Genomic DNA, 18,746 nt, shown 5'->3' with positions numbered 1-18,746 from the left:
CACCGGCCCGCCCCGCGCCCCAGCCATCGCCCCGCTGCCGGCCCCGGCCGAGACCGGCCCGCGACCCGCCCCGGTCACCGACCCGCTCCCGGTCCCTGCCGCACCTGGCCCGCCCCGCGCCCCAGCCACCGGCCCCCGCCCGGCCTCAGCCATCCGCCCGGCCCTCCTCCCGCACGTCCGGCGCCAGCAGCAGCACCTGCGGGTCCGTACCGTGCTCCAGCTCCGCGAGGAACGCCGCCGTACCCGCCTCGGGATGGATCAGCGGAATCCCGCGCCGGGCGTACGCGCGCTCCAGCTCGGGCGTGACCATGCCGCCCGACTCGGCCGCCCACGGCCCCCAGTCGAGGGTGAGCACCCGGCCGGGGAAGCCCGCCGCCGACCAGGCGTGCGCCAGCGTGTCCAGCGCGTCGTTGGCGGCGGCGTAGTCGGCCTGGCCGCGGTTGCCGTGGACGCCCGCGACGCTGCCGAACAGGGCGAGGAACGCCGGCGCGGGACCCGTGCCGTGCTCGGCGGCCGCGGCCGCCAGGTGCCGGGCGCCGTCCACCTTCACCGCGAACACCTCGGCGAACGCGGCCGGTTCCTTTTCCGCGAGCAGCCCGTCCCGCAGGACCCCGGCCCCGTGCACGATCCCGTCGAGCCGCCCGTACCGCGCCCGGACGTCCGCCACCAAGGCCCGTACGGACTCCTCCCGGGCGACGTCCGCGCAGTGGTAGCGCACCGACCCGGCCACCTCCGAGAGGGCCGCGAGGGTGGCCCGTACCTCACGGTCCGCCAGCACACGGGACGCGGCGGCCTCGATCTCGGCCGGCGTGCGCAGCCCCCGGGCGATCAGCGCGGCGCGCAGCGCCACCCGGTCCCCGGCACGGGCCAGCGCGGGATCCTCACCACCCTCCGACGGCGCCGGCGTACGGCCGACCAGCTCGATCCGGCAGCCCGTGGCCCGGGCCAGGACCAGCGCCGTCCGGGCGGTGATGCCGCGCGCCCCGCCGGTGAACAGCACCACCGAATCCGGCCCGAGCACCCGCGCCGGGGTGTCGGCGAGCGGCGCCTCGACCGTGCGCAGCACCCGCCGCTCCCCGTCGCGGTAGCCCACGGCCACGGGCTCCCCGGCCGCGCACAGCTCCGCGAGCAGCTGGGCGGCGATGTGCTCCGGACGCTCCTTGGGGTCGACGTCGACGGCCCGGACCAGCGTGCCCGGGAACTCCAGCGCCGCACTCCGGGCGAAGCCGCGCAGCCCCGCACCCGGCAGCGGATCCGGCCCGCCGGCCGTGTCGCGGCCGAAGGAACCCCCGGAGCCGGTCACCAGCAGCAGCCGGCGCGCCCGGCCGGTCAGCACCCGGCGCAGCCCCGGGAAGGTCCCGGGCAGCACCGGTCCCGGCGCGGACCGCAGGGCGGTCAGGTCGACCAACCCGTCCAGCTCCTCCAGCGCCGGGACGCCGGTACCGGCCCCCGGCGCGGCCGTCAGCCGTTCGGCGGCGAGCACGACGGCCCGGGCGCCGTGCCGCGCCAGCAGTGCGGCGAGGGCCGGGGCCACCCCGGAACCGTCCTCCACCACCCCGAACAGCCCACCTGTCAGCTCCCGTTCGGGCTCGGCGGCCGGCGGCGGTCCGGCCGGGGCGACCTGGACCACGTACCGCCGCAGCGGCAACGGCGCCGGCCCCGTCCCGCCCTCGTCCCCCGTCCCGACGCCGTCGACGGCGGGGGAGTCGTACGCCGGCCCGGCCGCACCCGCCGTGACGGCCGTCCCGGCGGCCATCGGGAGGGCCGGCGCACCGGGCAGGCCCGGGGAGGCCCCGCCGACCGGGGGTTCCGGCGCGGACGCCGCGGGGCCGCCCCGGCTGGTGATCCACTCCACCACGCCCCGGATGGTCTTGATCCGGGACAGCTCCTCGACGGCCGACTCGGTGCCGCCACCCGGCTCCTGCGGCAGCCCGACCCGGTCGGCCAGCGCCCCGATGATCTCCACGCGCTTGATGGAGTCCACCGACAGGTCCGCTTCCAGGTCCAGATCGGGGTCGAGCATGTCCCGGGGGTAGCCGGTCCGTACGTGCACGATCTCCAGTACGGCGTCCAGCAGTTCCGCGGCACCGAGCGCCCCCACGGGCCCCGCCCCCGCGCCGGACCCCGCCCCGCCCGGCTCCGACCCCGGTCCGTACGGGGACCCGCGCCCCGCCGAAGCCGCCACCCGGTCCACCCCGCCCGGAAGCCCGACCGGCCCCCCACCCGGAAGCCCGCCCGGCACCGCACCCGGCCCCCCGACCGGCACCGCACCCGGCCCCCCGCCCGGCACCACCTCGCCCCCCGGCGGCCACTCCCGCGCCACCGCCTCCCCGTCCTCCCGCACCCACCCCGCGGCACGCTCGGCCCCCCGCGCGCCCCCGGCACCGTCGGCCACACCCAAGTAGCCCAGCAGCACCTCGCGTTGGGCGGCCACCAGCTCCCGCGTGCCCCGCAGGTACGCGAGCACCGCCCCCTCCCGCGCCGCCGCGTACCCGGCCGCACCGTCCCGGCCGTCCCCCGCTCCGGCAGCGGGCACACCCGAGGCCCCCGCCCCCTCCACCCGCCGCGCCGGCCCCAGCCCGCCCGGCACCGGCTCACCCCCGGCCGTACGGACGAGGTGCCCGTCCACCAGCCAGCCGGGACGCCGGGGCGCCTGCCGCGGCAGCACCCGCGTCCGCCCCCGGAACAGGGCCCCGGGATCCACCGGCACGCCCGCCACGGCCAGTTCGGCCAGCGCGGTCAGCAGCTGCCGCAGGCCGTGCTCGCCCGGGACGTCCACGGCCACCGCGGTGTGCGGCCGGTCGCCCAGGATCCGCCCGACCAGTCCCGTCAGCACCCGGCCGGGCCCCACCTCCACGAACGTCCGCACCCCCGCCGCGTACATCGCCTCGACCTGGTCCACGAACCGCACCGGCTCCGCCACCTGACGGGCCAGCAGCTCACGCGTCCGCGCGGGGTCGGAACCGTACGGGCCGGCCGTCGTGTTGGACCAGACCGGGACGGCGGACCCCACCACCACCGTCCCGGCCAGCTCGGACGCGAGGCGGCCGGCCGCACCGGCGACCACCTCACTGTGGAACGCGCAGGCCACCGGCAGCCGTTCGGCCGCCAGCCCCTCCGCGCGCAGCGCCGCGACGACCTCCTCGACGGCGGCGGTCGGCCCCGACACCACGCACTGCCGCGGCGCGTTGTGGTTCGCCACCACGCACCCGGCGCGCTCCGCGGTCTCCCGCACCCGCCCGGCCTCCGCCGTCACCGCGGCCATCGCACCCGGGTCCTCGCCCGCCGCCTCCAGGATCGCCCCGGCCCGCACCGCACTCAGCCGCAGCAGCGCCTCGGTGTCGAAGACGCCGGCCGCCCACAGAGCGGTCAGCTCCCCGTACGAGTGCCCCGCCGTACAGTCCGGACGCACCCCCAGCGAGGTGAGCAGCCGGTGCGCGGCCGCACCGGCCAGCCCGAGCGCGGGCTGCGCGACCCGCGTGTCGGTCACCGCGGCCCGCTGCTCCGCACGCTCCTCCGCACTGAACGCGGCCGGCGGGAACATCGCCGCCGTCACCGCCTCGGGCGCCGTGTCCAGCAGCCCGCGCAGCGCGGGGAACGCCACGAACAGGTCGCCCAGCATCCCCGGCCGCTGGCTGCCCTGCCCCGGGAAGAGGAATGCCAGCCGCCCGGGACCGGCGTCCGCCGCCCGTACGTGGACCCCCTCGCCCGGCTCGAAGGCGCGGGCCCGCTCCAGCCGGGCGGCGAGGTCGTCGAGGTCCGCCGCCACCACGGCCACCTGCACCGGCAGCGGCCCGGCCGGCGCCACCGCCGCCTCCTCCGCCACCTCGGCCGCCAGGTCCCGCAGCGCCCAGGGCCGCCCCACGGCGTCGTTCTCCTCCAGCCGGGCCGCCAGCCGCGCCATGGACCTCGCCGCCGCCTCCCGGTCGGCACCCGCGAAGCAGAACAGCTCGGCGGGCCACAGCTCAAGCCCGTGCGCCGGCTCGGCACCGCCCTCGTGACCGGCCAGCACCGCGTGGTAGTTGGTGCCGCCGAAGCCGAACGCACTCACCCCGGCGACCCGCCGGCCGGCCGGCACCGCCCAGGGCCGCGCCTCGCCGTCGAAGAAGAACGGACTGCTCTCCGCCCGCCACGCGGGGTTGGGCCGCTCCAGGTGGAGCGTGGGCGGCCGGACCCCGGCGTGCACGGCCCGGGCCGCCTTGATCAGCCCGGCCAGCCCGGCCGCGCACTTGGTGTGGCCGATCTGCGACTTCACCGACCCCAGACCACAGGTGCCGGCCCGCCGCTCCCCGTCGCCGAACAACTCGGTCAGCACGGCCAGTTCGGTGCCGTCGCCGACCACCGTACCGGTGCCGTGCGCCTCGACCAGGCCCACCTGGCCCGGCTCGATCCCGGCCTTCGCGTACGCCCGTTCCAGCGCCCGGCGCTGGCCCTCCGGACGGGGCGCGGTGAGCCCCAGGGACCGCCCGTCGCTGGCCGACCCCACCGCCTTGACCACGGCGTACACCCGGTCGCCGTCGCGCTCGGCGTCCGCCAGCCGCTTCAGCACCACGGCGGCCACCCCCTCGCCCAGGGCGATGCCGTCGGCCGAGGCGTCGAAGGGCCGGCACCGCCCGGTGGGCGACAGGGCGCGGACGGAGGCGAACAGCAGGTAGTCGTTGATGCCGTTGTGCACGTCAGCCCCGCCGCACAGCACCATGTCGCTGTCCCCGTCGCGCAGTTGGCGGCAGGCCAGGTCGAGGGCGGCCAGAGAGGAGGCGCAGGCGGCGTCGACCGTGCAGTTGGCCCCGCCCAGGTCCAGCCGGTTCGCGATCCGCCCAGCGATCACGTTGGCGAGCACCCCGGGGAACGAGTCCTCCGTCAGCCGGAGCAGCTGGGCGTCCAGACCGGGCGGCAGCTCGCCCAGGTACCCGGGGTACAGGGCGCGGAAGCCGTACGCGCCGGCGAGCTCCGTACCGGCCTCCGCACCGAACACCACCGAGGTGCGGGAGCGGTCGAAGGCCCGGTCCGGGCCGTACCCGGCGTCCGCCAGCGCCCGGGCGGCGATCTCCAGGGCCAGCAGCTGCACCGGCTCGATCCCGGACAGGGAGGCCGGCGGAATGCCGTGGGCCAGGGCGTCGAAGGGCACCGGCGGCAGGAACCCGCCCCAGCGCGAGGGGGTGCGCTCCCCGGCCCTGGCCGGGTCCGCGTCGTAGTGGAGCGCCGGGTCCCACCGGTCGGCCGGCACCTCCGTGACGGCGTCCGCCCCCGCGAGGACCTGCGACCAGTAGGCGGCCAGGTCCGGCGCCCCCGGGTACGCGCAGGCCATCCCCACCACCGCGACGTCCAGCGGCTCCGGCGCGGGCGCCGGCCGGGCGGCGGCCCGCAGGGCGCGGTCCCGGCCGGCCAGCAGGTCGGCCGCCCCCTCGGTCACCTCGCGGTGGAGCGCTGCCAGGGTGGTGGTCCGGCCGCGCAGCACCGCCGCCTGGCCCAGCATGAACAGCCCGTCGCGCGCCTGCTCCGCCTCCGGTACCGGCACGGGCGGCCCGTCCGCACCGTGCCGCAGCCCCTTGCTCGCGATCCGCAGCCGCCCGAGGTTGAGCCGCTCCAGCTCCTCCCACACCTCGCGCGGGGCGGCGCCGCCCTCCTCCAGGGCCCGCCGGGTGGCGGCGAAGGTCTCCGTGTACGGGGACTCCGCGCACCGTGTCACATGTCCCGGTGCAGTGTGCAATGTCACCGTACGCGCACACTCCAGCGCCGCCCGCTGGAAGCCCGGCAGCACCGCGCCCGCGGCCACGGCCTCCTCGGTGAACAGGTAGGCGGTGCCCATCAGCACACCCACCCGCGCGCCGCGCTCGGCCAGCGGCGCGGCCGCCGCCGCAGCCATCGCGGCCGACCGCGCGTCGTGGATGCCGCCCGCGAACAGCAGGTCGAGGGAGGAGACGTCGTCGCAGGCCAGCAGCCGGTCGATCTGCTCCTCCCACAGCGGGAACGACGCGCGGGGCCCGATGTGACCCCCGCACTCGAGCCCCTCGAACACGAACCGCCGTGCGCCCTCGGCCAGGTACCGCTCCAGCAGGCCGGGGGAGGGCACGTGGAGGTGGGTCCGGGTGCCGGCCGCCTCCAGCGGCGCCGCCTGTGCCGGACTCCCGCCCGCGACGACCGCGTACGGCGGCCGCACCTCGGCCACCGCGGCCAGCTGGGCGGCACGCAGCTCGGGCGGCGCGAACCCCAGCAGCCCGACGCCCCACGGCCGGCCGCCCAGCAGCCGGGCGGTCTCCGCCAGCAGCTCCCGCACCTCCGGACCCTCCATCACCGCCAGGGCCAGGTACGGCACCCCGCCCGCGGCGGCCACCGCGGCCGCGAACGCGGCCCGGTCGCTGACCCGGGTCATCGGCCCCTGGGCGACCGGCAGGTGTCCGTCCCCCTCCCGGGGCCGCAGCACGTCCGCCCGCACCGCCGCCGCCAGGTGACCGGCCACGGCCCGGCGCACCGCCTGCACCACGCCGCCGGTGGTCCGGTACCGGGCCGCGAGCCGCGCCGCGCAGGCCCCGTCCTGGCCGACCGGCAGAGGCTGCCGGTGCAGGCCGCGGGCGCCGAGCCGGCGGGCGAGGTCCGGCCGGTGCCGGTCCGGGTCGAGGTCGGGGCGGGCGTACACGCGGTGACCGTCGACCACCGCGGTCTCGCTCCCGTCCATGGCCCGCAGCGCGGCCGCCACGTCCCCGGGCAGCACCGCCTCCCCCTCGGCGGTGAGCGCGAGCTGGGCGTCGAGCACGACGCCCGCGGCACCGCCCGCGACGGCGGCGGCCGCCGTGTGCTCGCCGATCCCGCCGTACGCCAGCACCGGCAGCCCGGCACCCGGCCCGTCGAGCAGCTGCTGCAGCAGGACGAACGTGGTGGTGCCGCCCACCCGTCCGCCCGCCTCGTGGCCCTTGGCCACCAGGGCGGTCACCCCGGCGTCGCGGGCGGCGAGGGCCTCCTCCAGACTGACGACCTCGGCCCACACCCGGCGCGTCCCGCCGGCCGCCCAGGCGGGCAGGGCGTCGAGTGCGGCGGGGTCGGCCAGCAGCACGGTGTCCACCCCGGGCGGCAGGTCGTCCGGACCGAGCGGGCAGCCCACGGGCACCCGCACCCCGTGCGGCCGCCCCGCTCCGGCTGCCGGTCCGGCCAGCTCGGCCAGGGCCGCTCCGGCCGCCTCCGCGTCCCGGCCGAGGTCCAGCAGGCCGAGGGCGCCGGCCCGTTCGGCGGCGAGGACGATGCGGGCGTGGGGTTCCCCGAAGGGGGTGAGCGCGACCACGAGGTCGCGGTCGGCGGGGGAGGGGTCCGGCTGGGGGGTCACGGGCGCTCCTTCTGGGGTGCGGTCGTGCTGGACCGCGCGGGGGTTGCGCGGTGTGCGGATGCCATGTGCCGCTGCGGTGTGGCATGTGCCATTGCCGTGTGACGTGTGACATGTCGTCGTACGAACTGCCGTGTGCGAGCTGCGAACTGCGGGGATCCGGTCCGGGCGTCGGGTGCGGGGATCGGGAGTGCCGGTCACGCCGTGCGGAGCCGGGCCGGGTGGGCTCGGCGCCCGGGCCGCCGTACCCGTCGGCGTACGGCCCGCCCCACCGGCCACGGGGCGGCCGGCGGCTGCCGGGGACGGGTGTCGGCGCGTCCCCGGCCGGGGGCAGATCGTGCGGTCGCCGCCCTGCACTGTCAACGCACGTGACACGGGCTCCCGTTCGGAACCGGAATCCGTTCCAGCGCCACGGAATCCGCAGCCCCGGCCACCCCGGGACGCCTCCGACCTGCGGTGAAGCCCGCAGCACCCGGCCCCCTCCAGGGCGCCGCACCGAGACCGCCGGGCATCCACCCATACCGGGCGGGCATGACTTGCCGCCGACCCGGTATGGGCACCCCACGGGAATTCCTGTGCCGGCCACCTGAACGCCCCTTACAGGTACGGCCCCAGGGGGTTACCGTCCGGTCATGACCCCCACACTCGCGCAGCTCCGTTACCTCGTGGCCGTCGCGGACTGCCGTTCCATCACCGGAGCGGCCGCCTCGGTCTTCGTCGCCCAGTCGGCTCTCTCCCGGGCGGTCCAGGCCATGGAGCGGGACCTCGGCGTGGAACTCCTGGCCCGCACCGGGCGGGGCGTGAGCCTGACCTCCGAGGGCGTCCGGGTGGTCCGGCTCGCCCGCACCGTGCTGGACGCGGTGGAGGCCATCGAGGACATCGGGCTGGGTCACACCTGGGACACGCAGGCCACCCTGCACCTGGCGACCACCCCCACCCTGGCCCTGGACCTGGCCTCCGAACTCGTCGCCACGTTCGCCGAACGCCACGCGGGCATCGACGTCCGGGTGCACCAACTGGGCAGCAGGGAGGACCTGCTGGAGGTGATCGGCGAGGAGGACGCCGAACTGGGCCTGGTCGACCTGCCGGTCGACAAGGAACTGTCCGCGCACCAGCTCCAGGAACGCGAGGTCGTCCTGATCTCCCCGCCCGGCACCCGGCTCCCGGACCCCGTGCCCTTCCGCTGCCTCGACGGCCTCGACATGGTCCTGCCGACCCCGGGGACCGGCCGGCGCACCGAGCTGGAGGCCATGTTCAGCTGCCTGGGCGTGCGCCCCGTGCCCAGCCTGGAGACCGACGAGCGGCTGGCGTGGGTGACGGGCGTGACCGACGGGCGCGGCTCCCTGCTCTGGTACCGCGACGTGGTGTTAAGGGCGTTCGGCCGCCGGGCCGAAGTGCGGTCCTTCACCCCGCCCCTGCTGCGCTCGGTGGGCGTGGTCCACGCACGGCGCCCGCTCAGCCCCGCGGCCCGCGCCTTCCTCCGGCACGTACGGCACAACTCGCCGGTACGGGAACCGAGCCGGTGACGCACGGGGCCGGCCAGGCCGGCGGTTCCGGTGGTGCCGGTGGTGCCGGCGCACGTACGCGCGTACCCCAGGCCGACTCCACGCCATACCGGATCGGCATGGCGCCATGCGCTCCGTGCACGTGACCGACGCTTGGCCCTTCACGGCCGGGCCCGCACATTGTGCGCATGCCCCGACTCCTGAGCCCCTCCCGGGCCGGCGCGGCCCTCGTGCTCGCCGTCTCCGCAGCCCTCCCGCTGCCCGTCGCCGCGGCCGCCGCCTTGGCCGGCGTGACACCCGCCCACGCCGCCCGCGCCCCCCTCCCCACCCTCGCCCCGGAACGCGCCTGCACCCTGCCGCCCGGACTCGCGGAACTCAGCGGCCTCGCCACGAGCGCCCGCCACCCCGGGGTCGTCTACGCGGTCAACGACAGCGGCAACACCAACCAGGTCTTCGCCGTCGACTGTTCCGGCCCGACCGGACGGCTCCGCGCCACCCTCACCCTCACCGGCACCGCCAACAACGACTGGGAGGCCCTCGCCACCGGCAAGGACGCCGCCGGCCGCCCCGTCGTCCTGGTCGGCGACATCGGGGACAACCTCGGCGCCCGCGCCGAGATCCAGGTCCACAGCTTCCCCGAGCCCGACACCCTCGCCAGCGCCTCCGTCACCCCCGTCACGTACCGCTTCGCCTACTCCGACGGCCGGCACGACGCCGAATCACTCCTCGTGGACCCGCCGACCGGCCGCATCCACGTGGCCACCAAACTCATCGGCGCGGCCGGCCGCGTGTACCAGGCGCCGCTGCCCCCGCTGACCGGGCAGGTCAACACCCTCACCCCCGTGCGCCCGGGCCCGGTGTTCGCCACCGACGGCGCGTACGCGCCCACCGGCACGTCGTACGTCATCCGCAGCGGCGGCCCCCTGGGCGCCGACACGGCCTACGTCCACGACGCCGCCGGCACCCGCATCGCCCAGGTGCCGCTGCCCGCCCAGCCCCAGGGCGAGACCGTCACGTACGCCGCCTGCGGCACCCTCCTCGCCGGGTCGGAGAACGACCCCCAGCTCTGGCGGATCCCGCTGCCCGCCCAGGCCACCCCCGGCTGCGACGGCTCGGAGCCCCCGCCCACCGGCGACCTGCAGATCACCAGCCCGGGACCCCAGAGCTGCCGCTTCAACCAGCCCTGCACCATCCAGCTCACCGCCACCGGCGGCACACCACCCCTGAAGTACGGCGCCACCGGCCTCCCCTTCGGCCTCACCCTCGACACCAGCACCGGACGCATCACCGGCAGACCCTGGGCCACCGGCACCCTCCCGGTCACCGCCACGGCAACCGACACCACCCCCACCACGGCCACCACCACGTTCCCCCTCACGGTCACCTGGTTCTGACCGGCGACGACCCCGGGGAACGGCTGGGTAGGGTGGGGCCCGACAGCACCGGGTGCACGGCACCCCCGACCCGGAACAGGGAGCAGAAGTGAGCGAGCCGGCGTCCATCGCCCTGCAGCAGGAGATCGCCAGGGAACTCCAGGTCGCCGAGACCTTCGTGGCCGAGCGGGAGATCGAGCGCCGGGTGGCCTTCCTCGCCGAGCGGCTGACCTCCTCCGGTCTGCGCTCCCTGGTGCTCGGCATCAGCGGCGGCGTCGACTCCACCACGACCGGCCGGCTCTGCCAGCTCGCCGTCGAGCGGGCCCGCGCCGCCGGGCACGAGGCGCGGTTCCACGCCATGCGCCTGCCCTACGGCGTGCAGGCGGACGAGCGCGACGCGCAGCTCGCGCTGTCCTTCATCCGGGCCGACCACGTGCTGACGGTGGACGTGAAGCCCGCGAGCGACGCCGCCCTGGAGGCCACGCTCGCCGCCGGTGTGACCTTCCGCGACGCCCACCACCAGGACTTCGTCCACGGCAACATCAAGGCCCGCCAGCGCATGATCGCCCAGTACGCGGTGGCCGGCGCCGAGAACGGCCTGGTCGTGGGTACCGACCACGCGGCCGAGGCCGTCTCCGGCTTCTTCACCAAGTTCGGCGACGGGGCGGCCGACGTGGTTCCGCTGACCGGCCTGACGAAGCGCCGGGTGCGCGCCGTGGCGGACGCCCTGGGCGCGCCCGCCGAGCTGGTGTGGAAGGTCCCGACGGCCGACCTGGAGACCCTGGACCCGGGCAAGGCCGACGAGGACGCCCTCGGCGTCACGTACGACGACATCGACGACTTCCTGGAGGGGAAGCCGGTCGAGGAGCGCGCCTTCGCGACGATCGTGAACCGCTACCGCGCCACCGAGCACAAGCGGCAGCTGCCCATCGCCCCCTGAGGCGCCCCGCGCCGGCCCGGGCCCTCCGGCCCGGGCCCTCTAGACCAGATCCTTCCCGAAGTGGAACGCCGTGACGGCCATCCGCTCCCGGAAGTAGAAGCGGTGGGCCTCCAGGCGCTGCGTGCCCGAGTCGAGGTCCAGAAGGGTGCAGCCGGTCTCCCGGGCCCGGGCCTCCAGGTAGCCGAGGAGCGCCCGCCCCACCCCGCCCGACCGCGCCCGCTCGGCGGTGACCAGGTCGTCCACGTACAGCTTCCGGACGTCGACGGTGTTGGCGATCGTGCGCCAGCCCGCCGCCCCCACGCACGTCCCGTCCGCGTCGTACGCGGCGGTGAACCGCAGCCCCTGCGGGTGGCCCTCCTCGTACACGCTCTTCAGCAGCGGTTCCGTGAGGTGCGGCCTCAGCTCGCGCAGCACCGGCAGCAGGTCCGCGATGAGCCGGGGGTCGCCCGGCTCCAGGTCGATGATCTTCATACGCGCACGGTACCCGCTGCCGTCCCCGCCCGCGGCCGGCGGAATTTAACAACACCGCTCCCCGGCGTCAAGCCACGTATTGCAGTGGCGTGACCGGGTTCCCCGTTCGGGGTTTATTTGAAGCACGGCCCCACCAGGGAATTCCTCCCCGGGAAACCGGGGGCCGGAGAATTTCCCCCGGCGATCGGGGGCGGTTCGAAATCTTCTTCCGAAACCGAATGGAGAATTCCGATGTTCCAGATCTCTCTGACCCGTCGCGTTGCCCTGGCCGGTTCTTCCCTCGCCCTGCTGGGCGGCGGCATCGCCCTCCCCGCGACCGCGATGGCCGCGCCCGCCCCGCAGTCGGTCGTCACGCTCGCCCCGGCGGACAGCGCCGACGGCATCGGTACCGGCGGCGACGCGAATGCCGAGAACACGACCGTCGGCGGCGAGGCCAAGGGCGGTGACGCGAACAGCGGCGTCGGCAGCTGCAAGGGCAAGTGCACCATCACCACGGGCAACGCGACCGGCGGCAACGCCAGCGCGGACGCCGTGAACACCGGCGACGCCACCGCCGTGGGCGGCGACGGCACGGGCAAGGGCGGCACGGTGAAGAACATCAAGAAGGACATCAAGGCCGAGGTGAAGAAGAAGCTCGGCAAGTGACCAGCGGCCCGGCCGGAAGGCGCCGGAGAGGAGAATTCCTCTCCGGCGCCTTCTGCGTGCGGCGGATACCCGGGCCCACCGGTCCGCAGCCGGTCGGGTATTGTCGTCCGGTCACGGACGGCAATCGGAACGTCTGCTCAACCCAGGGGAACCAACATGACTGATCTGAACTCGCTGCGGGCAAGCCTTGCGTCGGGTGAGCACGAGTTCGCCGACACCCTGGCCTTCGTCGCCGCGCATTACGAGTACCAGCCGCAGGCGTTCCGCAACGGCGACGTCGAAAATGCCGCGGGTGAGAACGAGGGCTCCTGCAAGACGCTCGGACTCGCCGTGCTGGAGGGGCTGAGCGACGAAGAGGCACTGCTGGCCTTCGGTGAGCACTACCGCAAGGTGGTGGCGACGCCGGACGACACCGACCACGCCAACATCCGCAGCCTCGTGGCCCACGGCCTGGGCGGCGTGAGCTTCGCCGGGCAGCCGCTGGCCCGCAAGGCCTGACCGGCCCGTCTGGCCCGCAAGGCCTGACCGGCCCGTCTGGCCCGCAAGGCCTGACCGGCCGGATCCGGACGGCCGCCGGAGACCCTCAGTCGCCCACGTCCCTGAGGCAGAGGTCGGAGAGGGTCTCGCGGCGGACCAGGAGGCGGGCGGCGCCCTCGTGGACGGCGACGACCGGGGGCCGGCCGACCATGTTGTAGGCGGAGGCCATCGAGAGGTGGTACGCGCCGGCCGCCGGGACGCCGAGCAGGTCTCCCGGGTGGACGTCCCCGGGCAGTTCCACGTCCGTGGCCAGTACGTCGCCGGCCTCGCAGTGGCGCCCCGCGACGGTGGCCGTGACCGGCGGGGCGGCCCCCGGGGCGCGGCCGATCAGGCGGGGCGCGTAGCGGACCCCGTACAGGGCGGGCCGCGGGTTGTCGCTCATGCCCCCGTCGACCGCGACGAACACCGTGCCGCCCGTGCGCTTCACGGCCAGCACCCGGTACAGCGCGACCCCGGCTGGCCCCACGACCGCGCGGCCGGGCTCCACGGTCAGCCTCGGTACGGGCAGCCCGGCGGCACCGCAGCGCACGGCCAGCTCCGTACGGAGGGCCGCGGCGAGCGCATCCGGGGCGAGGGCGGGTTCACCGGGCCGGTAGGCGATGCCGTGCCCGCCGCCGAGGTCGAGCTCCGGCAGGGCGACGCCGTGGTCGTCCCGTATCCGGGCGAGCAGTCCGGTCATGCGGCGCAGGGCGGCCAGATAGGGCTCCGCCGAGGCGATCTGGGAACCGATGTGGCAGTGCAGGCCGGCGAGCTCCAGCTCCGGCCGGGCCAGCACGCGGGCGACCGCGTCCTGGGCCGACCCGTCGGCCGCCGACAGCCCGAACTTCTGGCCCTCGGTACCGGTACGGACCTTCGCGTGGCCCCCGGCGGACACCCCCGGCACCACCCTGACCAGCACCTTCTGGCAACCGCGCGGGCCGACGGCGGCGGCGATCCGGGCGATCTCCGAGATGCTGTCGACCACGATCCGGCCAACCCCCAGCCGCACCGCGCCCGCGAGGTCGGCGGGCGACTTGGCATTGCCGTGCAGCACGGTCCGACCGGGCGGGAAGCCCGCCCTGACGGCGAGTTCGAGCTCGCCGGCCGAGCACACGTCCAGCCCCAGGCCCTCCTCCAGGACCCAGCGGACCATCGCGCGCGACAGGAACGCCTTGGCCGCGTAGAGCACGTCGCCGTCGGGGAAGGCGGCCCGGTACGCGCGGCAGCGCGCCCGCACCTCGCCCTCGTCCAGCACGTAGGCGGGGGTGCCGAAGCGTTCCGCGACCTCGGTGAGGTCCACCCCGCCGACGGACAGGCCCCCGCGGGGGAGGGGCGCGGTGGACGCGGGCCAGACGGCGGGCCCCGCGTCCGTGCCGGTGGGTGGGGCCGCGACGAGACCGGCGGTCACGAGGCGGCTCCCCGTGCGGCGACGGCGCCGTCGCGCGGCCCGTCCTCACCCGTGCCCGCGGCCCCGCCCGGAACGGGCCGCGCGGCCGGGGCGGGGGTCACGGCGGGAGCGGTGAACGTCGGGTCGAGCGTCAGAAGGAGGACGCCGAGGGGTTCCGTCATCGCGCGGAGCGCGGCCTCCGAGAGCCGGATCCAGGCCTGCCCGGCGCCGAGCGTCGCGGCGAGCCGGGCGGGGGTGGTGAACCCCACCGCGGTCCGCTCGCCCAGCGGGGTGCGGAACACGCGTACCGCGACCTCGCGCGTGCCCGGCCGGATCGGAACGCAGAGGGGTCCGGCCGGGGTCCGTTCCTCGGGGTCGGGGTCGGGGTCGGGGTCGTCGTCGTACCGGAACGTGCACATGGGGGCCTCCTCGGGGCCGGTGACGGCAGGGTGGCGTCCCGGTCGCGGGGAGGCGGTGCGGGGCGCACAACCGGCACCATGCCCGGCCGGGCACTCCCGGGTCCCGCATCCGGTGCACCCCTGACGCCGCCCTGACGCCGGCCCCCCGACTCCTTACGCGCCGCTGACGCGGAAGGACGGGGCCGGCCGGGGCCGGGGCCGCGGAGGGGGCGGTACCGAGGGAGGCGGTACCGAGGGGAGCGGTTTCAGGCCGCGACCGTCCAGGCGAGCCCGCGGGCCTGACGGCGGAGTTCCACCAGGGACGCGGAGGAGTGGCCGGGCTCGGACCAGTACGGGTGGGCGTAGAGGCACCGGAGCTCCTGGACCAGCCGCCTCCGCAGCGCGGTGGCGCCGACGGTCGGGGGGAGCGCCGCGAGGGCGGCGTACGTCCGGATCACATGGATCTGGGTGAGCAGGAGGTCATCGGGGAAGGTGGTTCGCGCCATGACGAAATTAGGCCACTTGTTCGATTTCCCGCGCAAGCGGAGCCGGGGTTTCCGGGCTGGGGTACATACGTTCGGCCGCACCTCCTCCCATCCCCCCGCGAGCCCGCACGGTTCGCACAGCGCGCAGGCACCGGCAAGGGAACACCGTCCCCCTTCCCGGGACCTTCGGGCCGGTGCCCGCACCGCGGGGGAGCGACAGGCTGGTGGTGCGGAGGGGCGCCTCCCCCGTCTGCCCCTCCGCACGAGACCCGGCGCGAGCGCGAGCGTGAGCGTGAGCACGAGACCGCACGGGCACGAGACCGCACGGGCGCAGGGCACCCGACGACCCGAAGGGCAGCACGATGACCACCCGAGGCATCACCGCAGGCGTGGACGGATCCCCGGAGAGCCTGGCCGCCGCGGACTGGGCCGCCGACGAGGCGGCGCGTCGCGGGACGAGCCTGCGGCTGCTGCACGCCTGGCGCTGGGAGCCGCTGGACCTGCCGCTCGTACAGAACCCGGAGACCGAGGCCGAGCGGGCGCGCGTGCTGCTGGAAGCGGCCCTGGCCCGGGTCCGCGCCCGCCGGCCGGAGCTGGCGGTCGCCGCCACGGTCGTACCCGAGCACGCCGTGCCGGCCCTGCTGCGCGAGTCCCGCGACGCAGAGCTGCTGGTGCTCGGCAGCCGCGGCCACGGCGCGGTGCTGGGCTTCCTGCTGGGCTCGTACGGGCAGCAGGTCATCGCCGAGGCGCACTGCCCGGTGGTGTCGGTCCGCCGCCCCGCCGGGTCCGAGGCCCACATGAACCACCTGCCGGACCACGCCACGCCGGGCCGTGGGGGCCCGCACCGTGACGCCTCCGGCGGGAAGGGGCCGGACGGTGTCGCGTCCGGCGTCGAGGGGCCGGGCGGTGTCGCGTCCGGCGTCGAGGGGCCGGGCGGCAAGGTGTCCGGCACCGAAGGGCCGGGCCGTCACGCGCCCGGCGGTGAGGAGTTCCGGCCCGGTGCGGACGGCGAGGTCGTGGTCGGGGTGCAGGGGGGCGCCGACGAAAGCGCCGACGTACTGCGCTTCGCCTTCCAAGCCGCCCGGGCCCGGGGCTCCCGCCTCCGCGCCGTGTGGGCCTGGAGCCTGCCGCCGCTGTACGCCTACAGCCCGGGCTCCCTGGCGCTGGCCGACGAGGCCGGCGGGCTGGAACCGTACGAGCGCAAGGCGCTCGGCACCGTCCTGGCACCCTGGCGGGAGCGGTTCCCCGAGGTCCAGGTGACCGAGCACGTCGAGATCGGCAGCGCCGGCCAGGTCCTGCTGTCCGCCTCGGGCCGCGCCTCGCTGCTGGTCGTCGGCCGACGGGTACGGCGCACCCCGGTCGGCCCGCGCATCGGATCGACCGCGCACGCCGCACTCCACCACGCGCACTGCCCCGTGGCCGTCATCCCGCACACCTGACCCGCCCCGCACACCCGAAGTCGTCCCAAACCCCTGTTCAGGCGGGGTCAGCCCACCTGAACAGGGCCGAGGCCCGACGAGGTCCGACGAGGCCGGACGACGTGCGGATCAAGACGGGCAGGACCCGGGAGGACCTGGGGAGCACCCGCGGGTGCTCCCCGCGGGGAGCACCGGGGCAGGACCCGGAGAGCACCGGGGCAGCACCCCGCACGCATCGGCCGCATCAAGACCCGGGCCGCATCCCCATGGCCCCCGTGGTCCCCGTGGTCCCCATGCTCCCCGTACGCCGCTCCGCGCGCTCGGCATCCTCGCCGGGGTCCCCGGCCCCGCCGCCCAGGTGCCGGCTGGCGATCACCGCGGCCTGGACCCGGCGCTCCACGCCGAGCTTCGCGAACAGCCGGGAGATCACGTTCTTGACGGTCTTCTCGGCGAGGAAGAGCCGGTCGCCGATCTGGCGGTTGGTCAGGCCCTCGCTCACCATCGCGAGCACCTCCCGCTCCCGCTCGCTCAGGTGCGAGAGGCCCGCCGGCACCGGCTCCTCCTCCCGCTGGCGCTCGCCGCGCAGGCGCGCCATCACGCGGGCGGTCGCACCGGGGTCGAGCATCGACTTCCCCGAGGCCACCGTGCGTACCGCGGTGACCAGGTCGGTGCCCCGGATCTGCTTCAGCACGTAACCCGACGCCCCGGCCATGATCGCGTCGAGCAAGGCCTCCTCGTCGTCGAACGACGTCAGCATCAGGCAGGCCAGGTCCGGCATCCGGGAGCGCAGTTCGCGGCAGACTGAGACACCGTCACCGTCCTGCAGGCGCACGTCGAGGACGGCGACGTCCGGGCGCAGCGCGGGCACCCGGGCCAGTGCCTGCTCGGCCGTGGCCGCCTCGCCGACCACGGTCAGGTCGGGCTCCGCCTCCAGCAGGTCGAGGACCCCCCGCCGGACCACTTCGTGGTCGTCGAGCAGGAACACCCGCACCGGGGCTGCAGCCCCGGGGGCGCCATCGTCGTAGGTCATCCCAGCACTCCGTTCCGGCGGTGCCCCTCCCGCCTGGACGGGCACCCGGGGTCATCCTGGCGGCCCGCGGGACGAACGGACAGGGCCGTACGTCCCTCTTCACCCCGCGGCCGAACAGGGACCTTCGGCCCTGTATCCGGGCCCCAGGGGTCCTTCTCGACTCCCCCTCGCGTGCGATGGGGTGGGCGGCGTCAGACCCACGAACCACCTCCGGCGCCCACCCACGGCGGCCGGGTGGCACGGCAAGGAGCTGCCATGATCACGGACCTCATCGCTCTGGAAGCCGCCGTCGACCGCGACGGAATGACCCGCATGGCGCTCTCGGGGGAACTCGACATACTCACCGCGGCGCAGGTCCGCGGCCCGCTGACGCGCAGCATCGCGCCCGGCGGGCCCGACCTCGTCCTCGACATCACCGGCCTGACCTTCTGCGACAGCTCCGGCATCGGCCTCTTCCTGGACCTGGACCACAGCTGCCGCGCCGCCGGGGCACGCCTCCGGCTCACCGGCGTGCCGCAGCTGACGGCCGTGGCCCTGAGGCTGCTCGGCGCCGACCGGGTCCTGGCCTACCGGCCGTCGTGACGGGACCTTTCGGCCCTGGTCGCGGCGGGCGGGCCACTGCGACGCTGGCAGGGTGCGGCCGCGGGGCCGGCCGCCCGGGCGAGCGAAGGATGTGACCATGAACCGTACGACCAGCCGACCGGTCTGCCACCGGCCCGGGCCCCGGGGCCTGCGTGAACTCGACCGCGCCGAGGCGCTACGGCTGCTCGGGTCCGTCCAGCTCGGCCGGATCGTCTTCACCCAGCACGCGCTGCCGATGGTGCGCCCGGTCAACCACCTCATGGACGGCGACGCCATCGTGGTCCGCGTCCACGGGGACGGTGCGCTGTCCTCCCTCATGACCCCGTCGGACCCGCAGGGCGTGGTGGTGGCCTACGAGGCCGACGTCATCGACCCGCGCACCCGGCTCGGCTGGAGCGTCGTGGCCACGGGGTACGCGCTCCCGGTCGCCGACCCGGAGACGGCGGCCCGGTACGCGCGGACCCTCACGCCGTGGGTCGCCGAGGAGACCCACGGCACGCTGCGCATCCAGCCGGACCTGATCACCGGCTTCCGCCTGGTCCCCCGGAACCCGGCCACGGGCCCACCGCCGCGTCCCGGCCACTGAGCCCCGCCGGCCGCCGGCTCCGGCCGGAGTTGCGCTTAATCGACACTGGGGCGGGGTCAGGGCGAGGGGCTTTCGGCCGGAGGTGCGTGGAGCCG

14 protein-coding genes are annotated in these 18,746 nt (G+C 76.3%); 8 read left to right on the top strand and 6 right to left on the bottom strand.

What is annotated here, in order from left to right:
- Positions 1-145 precede the first annotated feature (145 nt).
- The gene (locus ACIQUQ_RS33830) at positions 146-7,318 is read right to left on the bottom strand and encodes an SDR family NAD(P)-dependent oxidoreductase (RefSeq protein WP_403983753.1); all 7,173 of its coding nucleotides are present in this window, start codon (positions 7,316-7,318) and stop codon (positions 146-148) included.
- Between the two features lie 629 nt (positions 7,319-7,947).
- Between ACIQUQ_RS33830 and ACIQUQ_RS33825 the strand changes: the two genes are divergently transcribed.
- The 3 genes from ACIQUQ_RS33825 (at position 7,948) to nadE (ending at position 11,133) form a co-directional block, all read left to right on the top strand.
- Positions 7,948-8,841: a LysR family transcriptional regulator gene (locus ACIQUQ_RS33825; protein WP_403983751.1), complete on the top strand. Its 894-nt coding sequence runs from the start codon at positions 7,948-7,950 to the stop codon at positions 8,839-8,841.
- A 167-nt stretch (positions 8,842-9,008) separates the two neighbouring features.
- The gene (locus ACIQUQ_RS33820; protein WP_403983749.1) at positions 9,009-10,214 is read left to right on the top strand and encodes a putative Ig domain-containing protein; all 1,206 of its coding nucleotides are present in this window, start codon (positions 9,009-9,011) and stop codon (positions 10,212-10,214) included.
- Between the two features lie 88 nt (positions 10,215-10,302).
- Positions 10,303-11,133 carry an ammonia-dependent NAD(+) synthetase gene (nadE, locus tag ACIQUQ_RS33815; protein ID WP_403983747.1) on the top strand — a complete coding sequence of 277 codons (831 nt, stop codon included), beginning with the start codon at positions 10,303-10,305 and terminating at the stop codon, positions 11,131-11,133.
- 39 nt (positions 11,134-11,172) lie between these two features.
- Here nadE and ACIQUQ_RS33810 read toward each other — a convergent pair whose 3' ends face one another.
- A complete protein-coding gene (locus ACIQUQ_RS33810; protein ID WP_403983745.1) occupies positions 11,173-11,604 on the bottom strand; it encodes a GNAT family N-acetyltransferase in 432 nt (143 codons plus the stop codon).
- A 231-nt stretch (positions 11,605-11,835) separates the two neighbouring features.
- On the opposite strand from ACIQUQ_RS33810, the gene ACIQUQ_RS33805 reads away from it, so the two are divergent.
- Together ACIQUQ_RS33805 and ACIQUQ_RS33800 are read left to right on the top strand one after the other, a co-directional pair.
- Positions 11,836-12,249, top strand: a complete 414-nt coding sequence (locus tag ACIQUQ_RS33805; RefSeq protein WP_399956425.1) for a hypothetical protein — start codon at positions 11,836-11,838, stop codon at positions 12,247-12,249.
- A gap of 156 nt (positions 12,250-12,405) precedes the next feature.
- Entirely contained in the window at positions 12,406-12,747 is a 342-nt protein-coding gene (locus ACIQUQ_RS33800; RefSeq protein WP_403983743.1) for a HopJ type III effector protein, read from the top strand.
- Positions 12,748-12,832: 85 nt separating this feature from the next.
- Here ACIQUQ_RS33800 and lysA read toward each other — a convergent pair whose 3' ends face one another.
- The 3 genes from lysA to ACIQUQ_RS33785 form a co-directional block, all read right to left on the bottom strand.
- Entirely contained in the window at positions 12,833-14,173 is a 1,341-nt protein-coding gene (gene lysA / locus ACIQUQ_RS33795) for a diaminopimelate decarboxylase (RefSeq protein ID WP_403983740.1), read from the bottom strand.
- Complete coding sequence (locus ACIQUQ_RS33790) at positions 14,170-14,571, bottom strand: SAV_915 family protein (protein WP_403983738.1); 402 nt, start codon at positions 14,569-14,571, stop codon at positions 14,170-14,172. Before ACIQUQ_RS33790 ends, lysA begins: the two co-directional genes overlap by 4 nt.
- A 245-nt stretch (positions 14,572-14,816) precedes the next feature.
- Positions 14,817-15,056, bottom strand: a complete 240-nt coding sequence (locus ACIQUQ_RS33785; protein ID WP_403983736.1) for a hypothetical protein — start codon at positions 15,054-15,056, stop codon at positions 14,817-14,819.
- A gap of 341 nt (positions 15,057-15,397) precedes the next feature.
- Between ACIQUQ_RS33785 and ACIQUQ_RS33780 the strand changes: the two genes are divergently transcribed.
- Entirely contained in the window at positions 15,398-16,474 is a 1,077-nt protein-coding gene (locus tag ACIQUQ_RS33780; RefSeq protein WP_403983734.1) for a universal stress protein, read from the top strand.
- A 223-nt stretch (positions 16,475-16,697) separates the two neighbouring features.
- Here ACIQUQ_RS33780 and ACIQUQ_RS33775 read toward each other — a convergent pair whose 3' ends face one another.
- Positions 16,698-17,483: a response regulator gene (locus ACIQUQ_RS33775; RefSeq protein ID WP_403983732.1), complete on the bottom strand. Its 786-nt coding sequence runs from the start codon at positions 17,481-17,483 to the stop codon at positions 16,698-16,700.
- 255 nt (positions 17,484-17,738) lie between these two features.
- On the opposite strand from ACIQUQ_RS33775, the gene ACIQUQ_RS33770 reads away from it, so the two are divergent.
- Both ACIQUQ_RS33770 and ACIQUQ_RS33765 read left to right on the top strand, forming a co-directional pair.
- Positions 17,739-18,065, top strand: a complete 327-nt coding sequence (locus ACIQUQ_RS33770) for an STAS domain-containing protein (protein WP_403983730.1) — start codon at positions 17,739-17,741, stop codon at positions 18,063-18,065.
- A gap of 97 nt (positions 18,066-18,162) precedes the next feature.
- Entirely contained in the window at positions 18,163-18,651 is a 489-nt protein-coding gene (locus ACIQUQ_RS33765; protein ID WP_403983728.1) for a pyridoxamine 5'-phosphate oxidase family protein, read from the top strand.
- Positions 18,652-18,746: the final 95 nt, after the last annotated feature.

Source organism: Streptomyces sp. NPDC101118 (genome assembly GCF_044759445.1).
Classification (GTDB): domain Bacteria; phylum Actinomycetota; class Actinomycetes; order Streptomycetales; family Streptomycetaceae; genus Streptomyces.
This window is presented reverse-complemented; position numbering and strand designations above follow the sequence as displayed.